The following is an 18,210-nucleotide window of genomic DNA, read 5'->3' on the forward strand; positions in this document are numbered from 1 at the left end:
CTCTGGGAATACGTACGTATATGAAGTGTGCCGCCCGGAGGCCCGGGCGGCACAATCGATCAAGGCCGACGAGGGCCGCTCAGCGCGGGCCGAGCGTCCAGCGCGGCCCCTGCGGGCCGTCCTCGATGACCAGACCCGACTGGTTGAGCTGGTCGCGGATGGCGTCCGCGGTGGCCCAGTCCTTGCGGGACCGGGCGGCCTCGCGCTGGTCGAGGACCATGCGCACGAGGGTGTCGACGACGCCGTGCAGATCGTCGCCCCGGTCGCCGTCGCCGGCCCAGTGCGGGTCGAGCGGGTCGAGGCCGAGGACGCCGAGCATGGCCCGGACCTCGGCGAGCCGGGCGACGGCGGCTTCCTTGTCGTCGGCGGCGAGGGCGGAGTTCCCCTGCCGCACGGTCGTGTGCACCACGGCGAGCGCCTGCGGCACGCCCAGGTCGTCGTCCATCGCCTCGGCGAAGGCGGGCGGCACCTCAGCCGCGGGCTCGACGGCTCCCCCGGCCTTCTCCACCACCCGCTGCACGAAGCCCTCGATGCGCGCGAACGCCGACTCGGCCTCGCGCAGGGCCTCTTCGCTGTACTCGATCATCGAGCGGTAGTGCGGGGTGCCGAGGTAGTAGCGCAGCACGATGGGCCGCCACGTCTTGACCATCTCGCTCACGAGCACGGAGTTGCCCAGGGACTTGGACATCTTCTCGCCGCTCATGGTGACCCAGGCGTTGTGCACCCAGTACTTGGCGAACTCGTCGCCGAAGCCCTTGGCCTGCGCGATCTCGTTCTCGTGGTGCGGGAAGATCAGATCGATCCCGCCGCCGTGAATGTCGAACGCGCTGCCCAGGTACTTGTGCGCCATGGCGGAGCACTCGAGGTGCCAGCCGGGACGGCCCCGCCCCCACGGCGTCTCCCAGCTCGGCTCCCCGGGCTTCACGGCCTTCCACATGGCGAAGTCACGCGGGTCCCGCTTACCGGTCTCGCCCTCGCCCGACGGCTGGAGCAGGTTGTCCAGCTCCTGGTTGGAGAGCTGCAGATACCCCTCGTACGAACGGACGTCGAAGTAGACGTTCCCCTCGGCCTCGTAGGCGTGACCGCGCTCGATGAGACCGCGCATCATCTCGACCATCTCGGTGATGTGGCCGGTGGCGCGCGGCTCATAGGTCGGGGGGAGGCAGCCGAGCGCGTCGTAACCGTCGTTGAAGGCGCGCTCGTTCTCGTAGCCGATGGACCACCAGGGGCGGCCCTGGTCCGCCGACTTGGTGATGATCTTGTCGTCGATGTCCGTGACGTTCCTGATGAACGTCACGTCGTAGCCGCGGTAATCGAACCAGCGGCGCATGATGTCGAAGTTGAGGCCCGAGCGGATGTGCCCGATGTGCGGTGCGGCCTGCACGGTGGCGCCACACAGGTAGATCGAGACACAACCCGGAACGAGCGGGGTGAAATCACGAATCTGCCGGGCGCTGGTGTCGTACAGGCGAATAGTCACCACTCCAGGGTAGTGGCCCCCGACCACTGCCCCGCGACCCTCCGCCCCAAGGGCCACGTATTCGTGACATACGGGAGCCGCGGCTGACGCCGGACGCGTGCCGCGCGGCCGGCGGAGGGTTCTTTCGCCCCGCGAAAAGACCTTCCGCTCAGCCCGCCCGCGCCACCAGCGCCGTAGCCACCGCCATCAGACCCTCGTCCCGCCCCGGGAAGCCGAGACCGTCCGTCGTGGCGCCGGAGACCGACACCGGCGCCCCCACCGCCTCGGAGAGAATCTTCTGCGCCTCGTCCCGCCGCTTCCCGATCTTCGGGCGGTCCCCGACGACCTGCACGGCGACGTTCCCGATGGTGAAACCGGCCGCCCGCACGATCCGCGCGGCCTCCGTCAGGAGCGTGACCCCCGACGCCCCGGACCACTCCGGCCGCCCGGTCCCGAAGTGCGCACCGAGGTCACCGAGTCCGGCGGCCGAGAACAGCGCGTTGCACGCCGCGTGCGCGACGACATCCGCGTCGGAGTGCCCGGCGAGCCCGGGCCCCTCCCCCTCCCACAACAGCCCGGCGCACCACAGCTCCCGCCCTTCCTCGAAGGCGTGGATGTCCGTGCCGACACCGACCTGCGGCAGCAGGGGGGCGGGCATGGGCGCGGGCGCCGGCACATCGGGCCGCTCAGAAGCCATCGTTCAGCCTCCGGCGCGCGAGAACCGCCTCGGCGAGGACGAGATCCAGTGGCCGTGTCACCTTGAACGCCTCCTCGTGCCCGGGCACCACCACCACCCGCAGCCCCAGCTGCTCGACCATGCTCGCGTCGTCGGTCACGTTGTCGGTGACGGTCTCGTGGGCCCGTACGAGCGTCTCGCGGTCGAACCCCTGCGGCGTCTGCACGGCCCGCAGCCGCGCCCGCTCCGGTGTGGCGACGACGGGCTCGGGCGTCCCGGCGACGGCGGCGGGCTCGACTTCCTTGACGGTGTCGGCGAGCGGCAGCGCCGGTACGACAGCGACGGCCCCGTCCCGGACGGCCTCGATGACGGCGTCCACGGTGTCCACGGGCACGAGCGGCCGGGCCGCGTCGTGCACGAGGACGATGTCGATGCCGGGCGGCAGCGCGTCGAGGCCGTACTTCACGGACTCCTGGCGGCTGTCACCGCCGGGGACGACCAGGAAGTCGGTGCGCTCGGGCAGCGCGTGCGCGTCGAGCAGTGTCTTCACCTCGGCCGCGCCCTCGGGCGGGGCCACGACGACGACCAGCGAGACGGCGCGGGACGCGGCCATCGCGCGGACCGCGTGAATGAGCATCGGGGTGCCGTTCAGCGCGCGAAGCGCTTTGGGGGCGCCCGGGCCGAGGCGCACGCCCCTGCCGGCGGCCGGAATCACGGCGGCGGTACGGGTCCCGGCACGGGCCTGAGACGGCGAGGGGCGCGAATCGTCAGACATCGGTTCCTGTCAGGTTTGTGTGCTCGGCAGGGATGGGTATGGCCTGGGGGTACCCCCGGGCCGACGGCTGGGGGAGTGCCGGGCGCGACGCCTTGACCGGGGACCCTTCCGTGACATCCGGTCGAGCCAGCTGCCCGGGCCCGGCACGCCAAGTATCGGACACGCGGATATACGCACAGCGAGCGCGGGTCCGGTATTTCGAGTGGGCGTGCGCTGCACCACATGGGCGGCGCCGGCAGTATCGAGCAGGTGCGGGTACGAACAATGCCGCACTGACAAGGTGCGGGTACGAACATGCCGCAGCGCCCGGCGACACAATTGCGTCATCGGGCACCGCGGCATTTCATTGCGCAGCTGCGCGGGCTTGTGCGTACGTCAAGACGGCTGCCGTCTCGGCGACTGTGTACGTCGGGACGATCACCGTCCCGGCGACTGCCTGCGTCAGGACGCGAGAACCTCGTCGAGCAGGGCCTCGGCCTTGTCCTCGTTCGTGTTCTCCGCGAGGGCGAGCTCACTTACCAGGATCTGCCGGGCCTTGGCGAGCATGCGCTTCTCACCGGCGGAGAGTCCACGCTCGCGCTCACGACGCCACAGGTCACGTACGACTTCCGCGACCTTGATGACATCGCCGGAGGCGAGCTTCTCCAGATTTGCCTTGTAACGACGCGACCAGTTCGTGGGCTCCTCGGCGTACGGCGCGCGCAGCACCTCGAAGACCCGGTCCAGCCCGTCCTGACCGACCACATCACGCACGCCGACGAACTCCGCATTGTCCGCTGGCACACGTACCGTCAGGTCGCCCTGGGCGACCTTCAGCACCAAGTAGGTCTTGTCCACGCCTTTGATCTGGCGAGTTTCGATGGCCTCGATCAGCGCGGCCCCGTGATGGGGATAGACCACGGTGTCGCCAACCTTGAACGTCATGTGACAGGTACCCCTTCCGTGGCTATCCAGGGTAACACGGATACGGCGTCTTCTGAATGGCGTTTTCGCAGGTCAGGGCATATCTCGGGGCTTGACAACCGCAACAGGAACGTGCTGCGAGGGGCGAGCGGAAGGGGGAATTCGCAGGTCGGAGCGGCTGTCCAGGGCAAGTGAAACGCGTACGTTACACACAACGAAACCCCCTGACCAGGGTCTGAACGTACCGGTTTGTCCGGCTGCAAGCGCGCCACTCGCGCTACTCCGTTCGGTGACCGGAGTCGAGTACGAGACGAATCCGGAATTGATCACGGTCATCGATCTCGGCCCGATGATCAGCCGCTTGATCGCCTGCTGGATCAGCTACCAGATCGGCCGTCCGATCAACCGGTGATCCATTTTCCGGACCGCCACGCATTCCTTGCGTGAAATCTGCAAGTCGGTGCCGGGGAACTTATGTGAATGGCGGACGAAGGCGTCGCCGAAGTAGCCGATGGAACCATCGCGAAGTGCGCGACGACGGGGCGCACGCGGGGGCGCAGCGGTGCCCGAGAGCGCGAAGGGGCGGGTCGGGTGCGGTGGCGCGGGAACGGCTCGGTAACCTAAGGCCGCTGACAGACCCTTAGGGCGGCTTTACAACGAAGTCGCTCTGCTTCGCCCACGTTCAAGGAGTTGCCGCCGCCGTGAGCAGCAGCCTTCGACGCGGCGCCCTCGCCGCCGCCATCGCGTTCTCGATCGCCTCGCTCGCCGCGTGCGGCGCCGGCAACAACGCACAGACGCTGGAGGTCAAGCCGGACAACGCGGCGACGACCGTCGGCGACATCAAGATCCAGAACGCCCTCGTCATCACCCAGCCCGACCCGAAGGCCACGGGCCCGGCGGTGATCTCCGCGACCGTGTTCAACAACGGCCGCACCGCCCAGACCCTCGACGCGATCAAGGTCGGCGGTGACGGCACCGCCCAGCTCACGCCCGCCAAGGGCAAGGGCAAGCTGACCATCCCGGCCGGCGGCTACGTCACCCTGGGCGGCAAGGGCGGCGCCTCCGCCGCGCTGTCCAACCCCGGTGCGGCCGTCAGCGACGGCAACGCCCAGCCGGTCACGTTCACCTTCAGCACGACCGGTGACGTGACGCTGCGCGCGTTCGTGGTGCCGGCCGAGAGCTACTTCTCCAAGTGGGGCCCGACTCAGCTCCCGGCGGCGCCGGGGGCGCCCGCGAGCGCCACTCCGTCCGGGTCGGCCTCGGGCTCCCCGACCGGGTCCGCGGCGGGCACGCCCACGGACGCGGCGTCGGCGAGCGCGACCGCCACGGCAACGGCCACCGGCTCGGCGTCGGCTTCCGGTCACTGACCGGACACGTACGACACGCACGAAGGGCGGGACCCCCGAGGGGGTGCCGCCCTTCGTCGTACGTGCGGGGGTGTTTACGGCTCGAACTTGTAGCCCAGGCCGCGCACCGTCACCAGGTACCGCGGCGCGCCCGGGTCCGGCTCGATCTTCGCGCGCAGGCGCTTGACGTGGACGTCGAGGGTCTTGGTGTCCCCGACGTAGTCGGCGCCCCACACCCGGTCGATGAGCTGCATACGGGTCAGCACGCGGCCGGCGTTGCGCAGCAGCATCTCCAGCAGGTCGAACTCCTTGAGGGGGAGGTCGATCTTCGAGCCGGAGACGGTGACCACGTGGCGGTCGACATCCATACGGACGGGCCCGGCCTCCAGGGCGGCCGGAGTGACCTCCTCGGGCTCCCCGCGGCGGCGGAGCACGGCGCGAATGCGGGCGACGAGCTCACGCGACGAGAAAGGCTTCGTCACGTAGTCGTCGGCTCCTATTTCCAGCCCGACGACCTTGTCGATCTCGCTGTCCTTGGCGGTGACCATGATCACCGGGACGTTGGAGCGGCCGCGCAGCTGGCGGCAGACCTCGGTGCCGGGCAGCCCCGGCAGCATCAGGTCGAGGAGCACGAGGTCGGCGCCGTTGCGCTCGAACTCGTCGAGTCCGTCGGGCCCGGTGGTCGCGATGGCGACCTCGAAGCCCTCCTTGCGGAGCATGTACGACAGGGCGTCGGAGAAGGACTCCTCGTCCTCGACGACGAGCACACGGGTCACGGAAGGACCTCCGGGGCAGGAAGCGGTTCGAACGGGGATGTGACGGTGGTCGTCCCGTCGGGCTGCTCGGTCTCGTCCTCTTCGTCGAGGCCGGGCATGTGGTGATCGGTCACGCGGTCGCGGGCCGCACCCGCCTCCGGCAGCCGCAGAGTGAAGGTGGAGCCCTGACCCTCGGAGCTCCACACCGTGACCTCCCCGCCGTGCGAGGCGGCCACGTGCTTGACGATCGCGAGACCGAGGCCCGTACCGCCAGTCTGGCGGGATCGGGCCGGGTCGACGCGGTAGAAGCGCTCGAAGACGCGCTCCCGGTCCTTCTCGGAGATGCCGATGCCCTGGTCGGTCACGGCGATCTCGATGAGGTCTCCGCCCGGCGCGGTCACCCGGCGCGCGGCTATGCCCACGCGGGTGCGGGCCGGCGAGTAGTTGACGGCGTTCTCGACGAGGTTGCCGAGGGCGGCGGCCAGCTGGCCCCTGTTCCCCCAGATGCTCAGGTCCGCGGTGCCGCCGGCGGCCATGGTGATCTGCTTGGTGCCGGCCTGGTGGCGGCACCGGTCGATGGCCTCGGCGACCAGCTCGTCCACGCGGACGGGCTCGGCGTCCTCGAGGGGGTCGTCGTTCTGCACCCTCGACAGGTCGATGAGCTCCTGGACGAGGTTGGTGAGGCGGGTGGCCTCTATCTGCATGCGTCCCGCGAAGCGCTCGACGGCCTCCGGGTCGTCCGAGGCGTCCATGACAGCCTCGGAGAGCAGGGAGAGCGCGCCGACGGGGGTCTTGAGCTCATGGCTGACGTTCGCGACGAAGTCGCGCCGTACGGCCTCGATGCGCCGGGCCTCCGTCAGGTCCTCCACGAGGAGAAGAACGAGCCGGGAGCCGAGCGGCGCCACGCGCGCCGAAACGGCGAGGGCCTCTCCCCTTCCCGTCCCGCGCCTCGGCAGATCCAGCTCCACCTGGCGTATCTCCCCGTCGCGACGGGTGTCACGCGCCATCTGGAGCATCGGCTCGACGGCCAGTTTGCCGCCGCGCACCAGCCCGAGGGCGTACGCGGCGGAGCTGGCCTTGACCACGGCGTCCGCCTCGTCGAGTACGACGGCCGAGGAGCGGAGCACGGACAGCACCGTGTCCACACCGGGCGGAAGCACCGCTTCCGTGTGCAGTGAGGTGCGGGTGGGGCGTTTCTGGTCGCGCTCGCTCCAGCGGAACGCCAGCATGGCGATGACACCGGTGAGCACTCCGGCGATCGCTGCCGCTGCGGCGACCGCCGCGTTCACGTCCATGCACCCAGGTTAGGCATGTCGTCACCGCTGGCCACAGCCATCCGGGTGCGACCTCGAACACTCGTCGCCCAGAGTTCACCCAGGAGCCAGTGATGGTTCATTTGGGGTGACGGAAACGGACGCGTACGGCCCGGAACGTGGGAGCGTGGGGTTCACGGGCCCCTGAGAACCCCAGGATGACGTATGAAGAGAGGGACAACCTGATGCGGGACGCGTACCACGAGGAACTGGACTCGATCGGCGAGGGCCTGGTCGAGATGGCCCGGCTTGTCGGGTCGGCGATCGGGCGCGCCACGACGGCCATCCTCGACTCCGACCTGAAGCTGGCCGAGAGCGTGATCGCGGGCGACCAGAAGGTCGACGATCTTCAGCACGAGCTGGAGGCCCGGGCGATAGCCCTGCTGGCCCGCCAGCAGCCGGTGGCGACGGATCTGCGCATCGTCGTCACCTCGCTCCGTATGTCCGCGGACCTGGAGCGCTCCGGCGACCTGGCCCAGCACGTGGCGAAGCTGGCCCGGCTGCGCTTCCCCGAGCGGGCGGTCCCGCACGACCTGCACGCCACGATCCTGGAGATGGGCCAGCTCGCCCAGCGCCTGATGGCCAAGGCGGCCGAGGTCGTCATCACCAAGGACGTCGACCTGGCGCTCCAGCTGGAGCAGGACGACGACGAGATGGACCTGCTGCACCGCACGCTCTTCCAGCACCTGCTGGACGACCGCTGGAAGCACGGCATCGAGACGGCGGTCGACGTCACCCTGCTCGGCCGCTACTACGAGCGCTTCGCCGACCACGCGGTCGCCGTCGCCAAGCGCGTCGTGTTCCTGGTGACGGGCGAGCACGCGGACGAGCTGCAGGCGGACATCCAGCCGGTGACCGGGGTGGAAGGGGCCTGACCCGCTCCGGGCGGCTCCTCGCTCACTTCGCGCCCGCTCCTCGCGCCCGCTCCTCGGCGCCCACTTCGGGTCCGCTCCCTGCCGTCCGCTCCTCGTCCACTTCTCGCCACCCGCTCCTCGTCCACTCCCCGTCCGCTCCCGGGGGCGCGCGGAAGCCTCAGTGCGCCGAGTGTGCGCCGTTGATGCGGGGGCCGCAGTGGGCATCAAATGGGCGACAGGAGCTGTGCGGTGCAGTGTGCCTCGCACACCTTCACGCCTGAAGGAGGGACCCATGGCCGAATCCCCCAGCACGCCCGACCCCACGCAGGACCGGGACACCGAACAGCCAGCCGACATCAAAAGCCTCCCGTTGTTCGGCGCCTGCGGCTGCGGCTCCGGCTGCGGGTGCGGCTGCCAGTCCGGCAATCCTTGCCAGTGCGGCTGACTCCGTACGAAACCGAAGGGCCCCGCCATTCCCGGCGGGGCCCTTCGGTGCCTTACGCCTGCCTTACGCCTCGTGCGGCCGTTCGGCCTGGCCCGTCTGGTTCGCCTGGCCCGTCTGGTCCGCCTGGTCCGTCTGGTCCGCCTGTTCGCCGGCTCAGGGAACTTCCAGTCCTGCTGAGCCTGCCCGTCGCCGTACAGCTGTCGCTGGAACATGTCTGCGGCTGCTGATCTCGGGGAGCGCCACCCGGAAGGAGTCCCCCTGTAGGGGGCTTGAGTAAACGTCAGGTGCCCGGCGCGTAGGTCTGAGCGGTGGCGCAGGGGGCGCGCAGAGAGGCGCGCGTTGTTCGCGAGTGCATCGGCCTCAATGTCGCGATCTGGAAACAGAGCTTCCGCTCGGCAGCAGATCCTTGAAGTCTTTACCAAGCAAGGGAACAGAGGGGTTCGTGAAGATCTCTTCGGGTGGGTCGGGGCGTCGACGCCGAGCGATTCGCGGGCAGTTGACCATCGTCAAGATGCCCCAGTCGCATATCGAAGCCCAGTCGCGATCACCCCAATGTGCCTGCAAGGGAAGCGACTTGATGATGTGGCATCCCGCTGCCGGACGGCCTCAGAGGTGATTTCAGGTTTTGAATCGGTAAAGAGGGTTCCGCATGGCGAGGCTTTCTTGAACTCTTGAGGTCCACAAATAAGGGGGGTTTGTGAAGATCACCGGGCGCGGTTCGCGCACGCCCAGGCAGGGGGCCTGGACAGGTCGGTGACGCGGTGATGGTTCGACGTAGGCGTTTGCTGCAACCCGACGGGGGATGCAGCGCGACGCTCCCACACCGCTTCATGCAGTACCCGACGCCGCGACTGCCTGCTTCAGGAACAGGCAGCTCGCATTTCAGGGGCGCCGTTTTCCAGTTCGCGCATGTCCGCGGACTGGCTGAAGGGGAGGAAACCACCATGCACGTTTGCGTGCTCGGGCAGGGCTATGTCGGCCTGCCCCTGGCCCTGAGGGCCGCCGAGGCCGGACACACCGTGACCGGCTACGAACCCGACCGGAAGCGCTGCGAAAGGCTGGCCGCCGGATCGTCCTACATCGAGGACATCGGCTCCGCCCGCCTGCAGCAAGTGCTGCGTTCGGGCGCCTACACCGCCAGTTCGGATCCGAAGGACCTCAAGGGCTTCGACGTCGCGGTCATCACCGTGCCGACCCCGCTGACCGATCGTGCTCCAGACCTCAGCTGTGTACGAGAGGCCGGGGGCGTGCTGGCCGGGTGGCTGGAGCCGGGGGCCACCGTGGTGCTCGAGTCGACCACGCATCCGGGCACCACCCGCGACGTGCTCATTCCGCTGCTGGAGGAGGGCTCGGGCCTGGTCGCCGGGCAGGACTTCCATGTCGGCTTCAGCCCCGAGCGCATCGATCCCGGCAACGCGGACTGGCGGCTGGAGAACACGCCCAAGATCGTCGCCGGGCTCACGGATGCCTGCTTGCGCCAGGTGAAGGTCTTCTACGACTCGGTCACCGAAGTCACTGTCCCGGCATCGGGGCTCGAAGAGGCCGAGCTGGCCAAGGTGTTCGAGAACACCTACCGGCACGTCAACATCGCACTGGTCAATTAACTCTCCCGGATGGCTCACACACTTGGCGTGGACGTGTGGCACACCCTGGAGTTGGCAGCGACCAAGCCGTTCGGGTTCACCAAGTTCCTGCCTGGACCGGGCGTCGGCGGACACTGCCTGCCCATCGACCCTGTCTACCTCAGCCATCACGTCAAGGCGCGGCACGGGCAGACCTTCCGGCTCATCGAGCTGGCTCAGGACATCAACGAAAGTCAGCCCGACTACGTGGTGCGCCGCTTGCAGGACTCGCTCAGCCGCCGCTTCCGCCGCAGCGTGCACGGTGCTCATATCCTCGCCCTGGGTGCCGCATACAAGCCGGGAACCGCGGACGCCCGCCAGTCGCCGGCCGTCCAGGTCATCGACCGGCTGCGCACCATGGGGGCCGACGTCACCGTCGTAGACCCCTACCTGCCGGACGGCGGCTCCAGGGAGATTCCCTTTGCCGCGGTGGAGACCGGCATGAGCGTCGCCGACTTCGACGCGGTCGTCCTGCTCACCCCGCACGGCGAGTTCGATCTCACCCAGCTCGCTGCCGAGGCCGCTTACGTGCTCGACACACGTGGCGTCATGGTGACAGCTCCGCACGTCGAGCGGCTCTAGAGCACAGAAGGAACAGCGGCTCTAGAGCACAGAAGGAACAACAGCCGTAGCTCGGCCGTGCACATGGGCGGTGACATGCCGTCGAGCTTCCCAGTCGGCAGCTTCGGCCATCGCCGGGGAATCAGAGGGCGGTTGTGGACGCCCCGACCTCCGCTCGGACGACAGGGACGAGGGAGCGAGACCCCATTCCGGTCGAGAACCAGGACGCCGTGGGGCGGCTGACGGCCCATGACTCATTCGACGACACGAAGGTCGCCGACGAGGCGGCCAGGTGCTGGACATGCGCGGTGCCATACCGACCCGCGACAACGTCGGGCGTCTCTGACGCTCAGGAAAGAAGCAAACATGTACGGACAGAATGGTGTGGGTGCCGCGATCGGCACGGCCACTGGGGGAGCAGCGTTGGCCGCTACGGGCGGCACGGCTCTGGGATGGATCGTGCTGGGGGCCATGCTCTTCGTGATCAGCGGCGTGGCGGTCTTCCGCACGGCGACCCGCGGTAAGCGGGTGACCGCTTGAGCATTTCATCACGGGCCCGGTTCACCGTGGTGACTGCTGTGGTGGTGGCGGCTCTGGCCGCCGCCACCGTGGTGGTGCACCTCCAGTCGAAAAGCCCGATCCTGACGTTCTACTGGTGGCTGGGCATGATGGTGATCGTGCTCTGCCTGGTCTCGTTCCTGAAGGGCCGGTCCTTCACGCACCTGCCGGTGGCTCCTGGCCGGACGGTGGCCATCATCCCCGCCTTCGAAGAGCCCACGGAGAACCTGCACCGAACGGTGTGGTCGCTGTTGGCCCAGACGCATCCGGTCGATGAGATCCACGTGATCGACGACGGCTCGCGGCAACACCCCGTGGAGCCCTTCGAACACCCCCGGGTCTTCTGGCACCGGCAGGAGAACAAGGGCAAGCGCGGTGCCCAGGTCACGGTGCTCCGTCACCTGCAAGCGCAGCACAAGCACTTCGACTTCGTTCTCACCATCGACTCGGACGGAGAGCCCTTTCCAGATGCGCTGGAGCAGCAGCTCCGCGCCATGAGCAATCCGAAGATCCAGGCCACCACCGGGATGATCTACATCCGCAACTTCGAGGAGACCTGGGTCTCCAGGGCTGCGGACATCGACATCGGCACCTCGTGCGTGATGATGCGGTCCTCGCGCTCCATGCTCGGAGCGCTGGAGACCACGTCGGGCGCACTTGCCCTCTACCGGGCCGAGCTGCTTTACGACCACCTGGACGCCTACGAGGTGGAGTGCGGAACGGGCGACGATCGCTGGCTGGCGCTGCGGGCCCTCATGCGCGGTGAGGTCGTGGCCGTCAACGAGGCCGGCGTGATCACCGACATGCCGACCACGCTGAAGAAGACCTACCGTCAGCGCCTGCGCTGGGCACGCTCGTGGTGGTGGATGCTGCCGTTCGTGTACTCGCGGCTGTCCCTGAAGCAACTCATCTCGCCGACCTTCGGTCTCCTCCAGCTCGTCATCACCCCTGTGATGCTGGCCTGGACGGTCGTGATGACGCTGCTGACCCTGGGCGGCCGGTACCACAACCCCGGCGTGGCCTTGGTGTACCTCGCCGTGTACCTCATCGTCAGGTACGGCCAGTCAGGTCTGTACGTGCTCATGCGGCCGGACATGACCACGCGCCAGCGGTGGCGCTCGTGGCTCGTCGGAACGCCGACGGCTGTGTTCATGAACATCGTGCTGCTGTGCCCCACCCGCTACTGGGCTCTGTTCAAGCTTCGTGACAACGCATGGCAGTCGCGAGGGCTGACGGCCAAGACGGCTCTGCCGAAGGGGCGCCACCGAGCCGAGCCGAAGGATCTGATGAACGCGTGAGTGCCAACGAGGTGAGGGTGAACGGGCCGCCGAGGTCCCTCACGGCCGCCGATCACAAGCCCGAGCGGCGCTGACCGGACCGGCGGTCGCGCCCGCTCGGCGTCCATGACGACGAGCGGGCGCCGGCACGCTACCGGTGGGCACCGATGCCCTCCTCCGCTGCCTCCCCTCTCCTTTCCCGTACAACCCTTCAGGCTCACCAGGGGTCCTCTCTGAGCCCATACGTATGTCCTGGAGAGGAACTCATGTCCCGGCCCCATCACAAGCGCTCCCGGCGTCCCGTCGTCCTGGGCGCCACCGCCGTCGCGGCCGTCCTGGCCGGTGGCCTGCTCATCACCCTGCCCGGCGGCGCGAGTGCCGCCGCGTCGGGCCTCGCCGACGACTTCAACGGTGACGGCTACCGCGATCTGGCGACCGGCGCCCCGGGTGCTGTCGCGGGCGGGAAGGCGAAGGCGGGTGCCGTGGTCGTCAACTACGGCTCGTCGAGCGGTATCAGCGCCGCCCGCCACAAGACCACATCGCAGAGTTCCTCCGGCGTGCCGGGCGCCTCGGAAACCTCGGACCGCTTCGGCACCGAACTCGCGCACGGCGACCTCAACAGAGACGGCTACGGCGATCTCGTCGTGGGCACACCGCTGGAGGACGTCGGCGGCGATGTCGACGGCGGTTCGGTCACGATCCTGTGGGGCGGCTCGTCCGGCCTGTCGGGCGGCACGACGATCAGCGACCCGAACGCGTCGGGCCACGACCGGTTCGGCCAGTCCCTCGCGGTCGGTGACTTCACCGGTGACGGAAAGGCCGATCTGGCGGTCGGTTCCACCGGCAAGGACGTGTGGATCTTCAAGGGCGGCTTCACCAAGTCCGGCGGCGCGGTCGGGAAGCTGCGCTTCGACGCGCAGATCGAGTCCGGCGCGTACCCCAAGGGTGCCGTCCAGCTGGCTGCCGGGGACTTCGACAACGACGGGGCGGACGACGTGGTGGTCGGGTCCTCCGCGGGCAACTTCGTCTACCGGGGGGCCTCGACCGGGCCCACGCTGCAGACCGAGGCGGGCACGGGGTACGCGGGCGCGCTCACCGTGGCCGACTTCGACCGCGACGGGCACGACGACCTGGTCGTCGGCTCCGACTTCGTCTCCGTCACGGACCAGACGGCAAAGGGCGGCTATGCCACCGTGTTCTACGGCGGTACGGCGGGCGTCGACACCACCCGCAGCGCCGTCTTCAGCCAGGACACCCCGGGTGTGCCGGGTACGGACGAGTCCGACGACTCGTTCGGTGGCGCACTCGCCGCGGGCGACGTCAACGGCGACGGCTACCCGGATCTCGCCGTCGGCGCGAACTTCGAGACCATAGGCTCCGCGACCCACGCAGGGAACGTCTGGGTGCTCCGTGGTGGCGCCTCCGGTCTGACGGGGACCGGCGCCCAGTCCTTCAACCAGGGCACCGCGGGTGTCCCGGGCGCCAACGAGTCGTCGGACATGTTCGGCGACGCCATCCACCTCTGCGACCACAACAAGGACGGCCGCGCCGATCTGTCGGTGGGCGCGGGCGGCGAGAACAGCGACGACGGCGCCGTGTGGGTCCTGCGCGGCTCCACGGGAGGCGCCACGGCCTCCGGCGCGGTGAGCTTCGGTGTGTCGTCCGTGGGCATCGGGAACTCGGGGGACGACCCCATGTTCGGGGACACCATGTCGGGCTCCTGAGCATGTCGGACACTCACCTGGTGGCCCACCTGATCAGCCACGGTCCAGAGAGGGCCCAGGCCCACCAGAAAGCCCCCTGCCCGCGGAGAACCCGCGGGTAGGGGGCTTGCTGGTGTCGTGTTACTTCTTCTTGCCCTGGGTTTCGACCGCCCGTTTTTTGGCGCTGATCAGCGGGGTGCCCACCTCAACTGACCTGCGGTTGGGCGGTTGTTCGTGGTCGTTGCCTGTCGTTGCTTGTCGACCTCGGAGGTTCCAGACAGGTCCCGGCTCCAGGGCCCCTCATGGCCTCTAGCGCTAGGAGCCATCGCCCCCGCCCCACCCTGCGCTGGGCTGGCCTGGGGAGTATCAGGAGCCTTGTAGCGGGTCGTGCGTGGACGAGGCCACGTCAGGCGACGGAGACGGGATCGGCCGGGTGCCTGACATGCTGCTGCCGACGCCATGGTCCAGAGAAGCATTGAGAGTCGGAGTGGAACGAGATACGGCACGGCCACCCGGCGCGGACGGCACGTCGAAAGTCTTCAACGGAGGCCTGAAGCCCGGAGAACGACGTGAAAACACAGCCAGGACACGGCCTACGAAGGACTCGGCCGCAATCGTCACGACGCACCTCCTCCGCCCGTCATGTCCGGTTCTGCGGGAACGCCCGTGTCTGGCAGAGGATCCTCCACAGAGTGACTACCCGTCTGTGGCCTTGGTAGATGACCATTCGACAGTCGAAGGTCAGACTCCGCCTTGAGCCGGGCTTCCTCCTCCGCCTTGAGCCGGGCTTCCTCCTCCGCCTTGAGCCGGGCTTCCTCGTCGGCACGGGCCCTCTGCTCCGCGAACTCGCGCAGTAGACGCTCGTGCTCGGCGCGGAACTTGGCGTACTGCTCTTGCAACTCGCTTCGGTGAGTCTCGATTTGCGCCTGTTGCTGCGCTTCCCCTACCACACCGCCCAGTGCTGCGCGTCCCACGCTCTTGACCATCAATGGCACCAGAGTGGTGGCCTGTTGGACAGCCGAAAGCGCACCCAGGCCGACGAGAAACGCCACCAGCGGATTTGTGCTCTGTGGGTAGGTGGCTGCCGCAACACCAGGCAGGGCGCCGCTGACGAACAGCCGCAACATCCCAGCAACGCAGTACGCCTTCCAGCCAGGTGCAGGCAGGCCTTCCTCACCGGGCCGCAGATCAGCGCTGCGTCGCGGAGGGTCGATGGTGTCTGACTGAACGTTCCACGGCATCTGACGGTGCCACTTGACGGCCTTGACGATGTCGACGGCCTCCATGGAGGCACCTCCAGCCGACCCCACCGCCGCCGCCATGAGCCATTCCATGCTCGGAGATTAGTGGGAATCGTGCGGCAAGTATGTGGTTTTGCGTAATCAATGTCTTCACGTGGGCGAAGGCATGCTCGACGCGGGCCGGAACCTGTTTGTGCGAGCGATTGTGCTCCTGTTTCCACTCGGCGAGTTCCTCGCCGGCCCGGCGACGGTGCGGCATCACGAGTCTGAGCCGCTATCGATAGCGGCAGGGGTCGCTAACGATAGCGGCCCTGCTAGCGACCAAAACCGCAGGTGCCCAGTGCGTTAGCAGATAGCGGCTGATCATCGCAGATCCGAAAAGCGGCCCGATATGGGCTTCCGAGAGGGTGGCCCGCGCTGCTATCGCTCCCGCCAGAGGCCATCAGGTTCCCCGACCGCTCAGGCATCGCTCTCTGCTGCCCGGTATGCCTCGTACTGAGTCCAGGCGCGTTCGAGCGTCTCGATAGCCGCATCAATGGCTCCGCACTCTTCGAGATAGTCAAGCTGGCCCTGCCTTCCCTTGCGTGAGGGCCAGTCTGGATCAGCGGAGACGTCCCGAGCGAGATCCCCGATGGCGTTGTGCTGATCGGTATGGGTCTTCAACCACGCAGTGAAGCTCTTTGGCTTGGGCATGTCGGCATCCTTCCGCCGCCGTGTCAGAACTACTGAGGTTTGATGCGTGATGTCGCTGGGCCGACGTCTTGAACTGCGAAGAGGAGGGCCCGCACCGCGGCATCATGCGAAGATCACCAGTAACACCCCGATGTCCCCAACCGTGACCAAGATCGTAAATCGCGGAAGAGCCCGTCATTCAGGTGCCCCCTCCCGACCGCCCTGGTAGCGTGCGCCGGCATGTCATCGGAACTGGAACGCCCCCCGCGCCAAGCGGACGAACGCACCGCGCTCATCGGCTGGCTGGACCTGCAGCGGCAGATCCTGCGCTGGAAATGCGAAGGGCTGAGCGACGAGGACGCGCGCCGCCCGGTCATCCCGACCTCACCGGCCATGACGATGGCCGGTCTCATCTCCCACATGCGCTGGACCGAGCACATATGGCTGGAAGTGCTGTTCCTCGGCGGCGACAAGAAACAGAACCCCGCATTCGACGAGTCAAGCGAGAACGCCGACTGGCACACCGACGGCCGCCCCCTCGCAGAGCTCCTCGCGGAGTACGAGGCCCAGTGCGCCCGCAGCAACGAGATCGTTGCCGCGGCCGACCTGGACGACGCCGGCCGCCACCCCGACTTCCGCGACGGCAGCGCCAACCTCCGCTGGATGCTGATCCACCTCGTCGAGGAGACGGGGCGACACGCGGGGCACGCGGACATCGTCCGGGAGCTGCTCGACGGCACGAAGGGCTACTACTAGCGCAGCTCCGCGAAGCGGGCCCTTCCCTCAGGAGCCAGGCCAACACGCCTCACGACCAATGCGGGAGAGCTCGTTATTGGTGATCTTCGCATGATGCCGCGCGGCGAACTCTCGTCTTCGCAGTTCAAGACGTCGACCCAGCGACATCACGCATCAAATCTCAGTAACCCAATGAGGAACGGCCTACGGCCGTGCGCCCGTTGGCGCTCGATGCGCTCACGCGTCGGCCGGCTCCGGGCTCGCACCGTGCTCGAACTGCGGCGCCTTTCACGAGAAGAGGCCACCCTCCCCCGGCGCGGGGCCCGTGGTTTCTTCTGCTCCCGGCGAGATGACGTTAGGGCCACAACTGCCGCCCCCTAGAGCCTTCCAGAGGGAGTCTGGCCGAGCACAGCAGCGGGTTCGCCCGCTCCGATACAGTGCGCCATGACCGAGCGCGACTACGACATGTTGTTCAACATCGTCGTCCCTGTGATGAAAGTCCGGGTCACGTCCGAGACCACCGTACGCAACGAGGGTTTCGCCGGTTCCGCCTTCCTACTCAAGCACGCCGGCGGTCACACCCAGGCCCTGGCGATCACTGCCCGCCACGTTGCCGAGCAGCTAACCCCTGGGGAAGCGGCAGTCCTCTTTCGAGGCGCAGATGGTGCTTGGCAAGACCGTCCGCGTCAAGACCGACCGGTACGGCACGGGAATGCGCTACCAAGCCCGCTACCTCACGCCCGACGGCAAGCGAAAGAACAAGTCCTTCCCCGACGGACAGAAGCGCATCGCCGAGCAGTGGCTGAGCGCCATGCAAGCGGACGTGGCCCGCGGCGACTTCATCGACCCGAACGCGTCCCGTACGACGTTCCATGAGTTCGCGGAAAAGTGGCTCGCGAGCCAGAGCGGCGACCCCAACACCCGAGCCTCGATGGAGTCCCAACTCAAGCTGCACGCCTTCCCGCGCATCGGATCGCGTCAGCTCGGGTCGTTCCAGCCGAGCCACATCCGCGAGTTCGTGACACAGCTCGAAGAGACCGGCATGTCCGGCTCGTACGCCCGCGTCATCTTCTCCAACGTCCGCGCCGTGCTCTCCGCCGCCGTGGAGGACGGATGCCTAGGGCGGAACCCCTGCAACTCGCGCACGGTGACCCCGCCGGCCATCGGTGCGCGCCGTGTCGTCCCCTGGGAACCTGAGCGCGTCTTCGCCATGCGCGCCGCCATGGTCGAGCGCCTCCGGCCCATGGTGGACGTGGGCGCCGGATGCGGACTCCGCCAAGGCGAAAATCCTCGGTCTGTCCGTCGATAACATCGA

At 68.1% G+C, this 18,210-nt stretch carries 16 protein-coding genes and 2 pseudogenes; 9 read left to right on the plus strand and 9 right to left on the minus strand.

The genetic code is table 11. The annotated features are described in order from the left end of the window. Window positions 1-79 precede the first annotated feature (79 nt). The 4 genes from cysS to ACFVXA_RS14940 all read right to left on the minus strand — a co-directional run bounded on the left by cysS (window position 80) and on the right by ACFVXA_RS14940 (window position 3,834). Window positions 80-1,480, minus strand: coding sequence for a cysteine--tRNA ligase (cysS, locus tag ACFVXA_RS14925; protein ID WP_362026647.1), 1,401 nt, complete (start codon window positions 1,478-1,480; stop codon window positions 80-82). 148 nt (window positions 1,481-1,628) lie between these two features. Further along, window positions 1,629-2,156 carry a 2-C-methyl-D-erythritol 2,4-cyclodiphosphate synthase gene (ispF, locus tag ACFVXA_RS14930; RefSeq protein ID WP_362026650.1) on the minus strand — a complete coding sequence of 176 codons (528 nt, stop codon included), beginning with the start codon at window positions 2,154-2,156 and terminating at the stop codon, window positions 1,629-1,631. Further along, a complete protein-coding gene (ispD, locus tag ACFVXA_RS14935; protein ID WP_362026653.1) occupies window positions 2,146-2,910 on the minus strand; it encodes a 2-C-methyl-D-erythritol 4-phosphate cytidylyltransferase in 765 nt (254 codons plus the stop codon). Before ispD ends, ispF begins: the two co-directional genes overlap by 11 nt. A 441-nt stretch (window positions 2,911-3,351) precedes the next feature. After that, entirely contained in the window at window positions 3,352-3,834 is a 483-nt protein-coding gene (locus ACFVXA_RS14940; RefSeq protein ID WP_003953493.1) for a CarD family transcriptional regulator, read from the minus strand. Window positions 3,835-4,102: 268 nt separating this feature from the next. On the opposite strand from ACFVXA_RS14940, the gene ACFVXA_RS14945 reads away from it, so the two are divergent. Together ACFVXA_RS14945 and ACFVXA_RS14950 are read left to right on the plus strand one after the other, a co-directional pair. Further along, on the plus strand, window positions 4,103-4,225 hold the full coding sequence (locus tag ACFVXA_RS14945) for a hypothetical protein (protein ID WP_384019684.1): 123 nt from the start codon (window positions 4,103-4,105) through the stop codon (window positions 4,223-4,225). A 289-nt stretch (window positions 4,226-4,514) separates the two neighbouring features. Further along, window positions 4,515-5,180: a DUF461 domain-containing protein gene (locus ACFVXA_RS14950; RefSeq protein ID WP_390025184.1), complete on the plus strand. Its 666-nt coding sequence runs from the start codon at window positions 4,515-4,517 to the stop codon at window positions 5,178-5,180. Between the two features lie 74 nt (window positions 5,181-5,254). On the opposite strand, the gene ACFVXA_RS14955 is transcribed toward ACFVXA_RS14950, so the two are convergent. Both ACFVXA_RS14955 and ACFVXA_RS14960 read right to left on the minus strand, forming a co-directional pair. After that, complete coding sequence (locus ACFVXA_RS14955) at window positions 5,255-5,935, minus strand: response regulator (RefSeq protein WP_383739084.1); 681 nt, start codon at window positions 5,933-5,935, stop codon at window positions 5,255-5,257. Then, window positions 5,932-7,209, minus strand: a complete 1,278-nt coding sequence (locus ACFVXA_RS14960; protein WP_362026663.1) for an ATP-binding protein — start codon at window positions 7,207-7,209, stop codon at window positions 5,932-5,934. The genes ACFVXA_RS14955 and ACFVXA_RS14960 overlap by 4 nt, the downstream gene beginning before the upstream one ends. Before the next feature lie 203 nt (window positions 7,210-7,412). Between ACFVXA_RS14960 and phoU the strand changes: the two genes are divergently transcribed. The 5 genes and pseudogenes from phoU to ACFVXA_RS14985 all read left to right on the plus strand — a co-directional run bounded on the left by phoU (window position 7,413) and on the right by ACFVXA_RS14985 (window position 14,268). Beyond that, window positions 7,413-8,102 carry a phosphate signaling complex protein PhoU gene (gene phoU, locus ACFVXA_RS14965; protein WP_362026967.1) on the plus strand — a complete coding sequence of 230 codons (690 nt, stop codon included), beginning with the start codon at window positions 7,413-7,415 and terminating at the stop codon, window positions 8,100-8,102. A gap of 1,368 nt (window positions 8,103-9,470) precedes the next feature. Further along, window positions 9,471-10,730, plus strand: a pseudogene (locus ACFVXA_RS14970) (nucleotide sugar dehydrogenase). A 345-nt stretch (window positions 10,731-11,075) separates the two neighbouring features. After that, window positions 11,076-11,249 carry a hypothetical protein gene (locus tag ACFVXA_RS14975; protein ID WP_362026669.1) on the plus strand — a complete coding sequence of 58 codons (174 nt, stop codon included), beginning with the start codon at window positions 11,076-11,078 and terminating at the stop codon, window positions 11,247-11,249. Beyond that, on the plus strand, window positions 11,246-12,565 hold the full coding sequence (locus ACFVXA_RS14980; protein ID WP_362026672.1) for a glycosyltransferase: 1,320 nt from the start codon (window positions 11,246-11,248) through the stop codon (window positions 12,563-12,565). The genes ACFVXA_RS14975 and ACFVXA_RS14980 overlap by 4 nt, the downstream gene beginning before the upstream one ends. A gap of 245 nt (window positions 12,566-12,810) precedes the next feature. Next, window positions 12,811-14,268 carry an FG-GAP-like repeat-containing protein gene (locus tag ACFVXA_RS14985; protein WP_390025186.1) on the plus strand — a complete coding sequence of 486 codons (1,458 nt, stop codon included), beginning with the start codon at window positions 12,811-12,813 and terminating at the stop codon, window positions 14,266-14,268. Between the two features lie 596 nt (window positions 14,269-14,864). Here the strand turns inward: ACFVXA_RS14985 and ACFVXA_RS14990 are convergent. From ACFVXA_RS14990 to ACFVXA_RS15000, 3 genes and pseudogenes are all read right to left on the minus strand, one after another. Then, entirely contained in the window at window positions 14,865-15,581 is a 717-nt protein-coding gene (locus ACFVXA_RS14990; protein WP_390025188.1) for a hypothetical protein, read from the minus strand. Between the two features lie 52 nt (window positions 15,582-15,633). Continuing rightward, window positions 15,634-15,753 (minus strand): annotated as a pseudogene (locus ACFVXA_RS14995) (IS5/IS1182 family transposase); the annotation flags it as partial. A 194-nt stretch (window positions 15,754-15,947) separates the two neighbouring features. After that, entirely contained in the window at window positions 15,948-16,181 is a 234-nt protein-coding gene (locus ACFVXA_RS15000; RefSeq protein WP_390025190.1) for a YozE family protein, read from the minus strand. A gap of 219 nt (window positions 16,182-16,400) precedes the next feature. On the opposite strand from ACFVXA_RS15000, the gene ACFVXA_RS15005 reads away from it, so the two are divergent. Both ACFVXA_RS15005 and xerC read left to right on the plus strand, forming a co-directional pair. Then, window positions 16,401-16,916 (plus strand): DinB family protein, encoded by a 516-nt coding sequence (locus tag ACFVXA_RS15005; protein WP_190174342.1) that lies wholly within the window; start codon window positions 16,401-16,403, stop codon window positions 16,914-16,916. A gap of 640 nt (window positions 16,917-17,556) precedes the next feature. Next, window positions 17,557-18,204 (plus strand): hypothetical protein, encoded by a 648-nt coding sequence (gene xerC / locus ACFVXA_RS15010; protein WP_362026683.1) that lies wholly within the window; start codon window positions 17,557-17,559, stop codon window positions 18,202-18,204. The last annotated feature ends 6 nt before the right edge of the window (window positions 18,205-18,210 follow it).

It is taken from the genome of Streptomyces sp. NPDC058246 (assembly GCF_042881985.1).
In the GTDB taxonomy this organism is placed as follows: domain Bacteria; phylum Actinomycetota; class Actinomycetes; order Streptomycetales; family Streptomycetaceae; genus Streptomyces.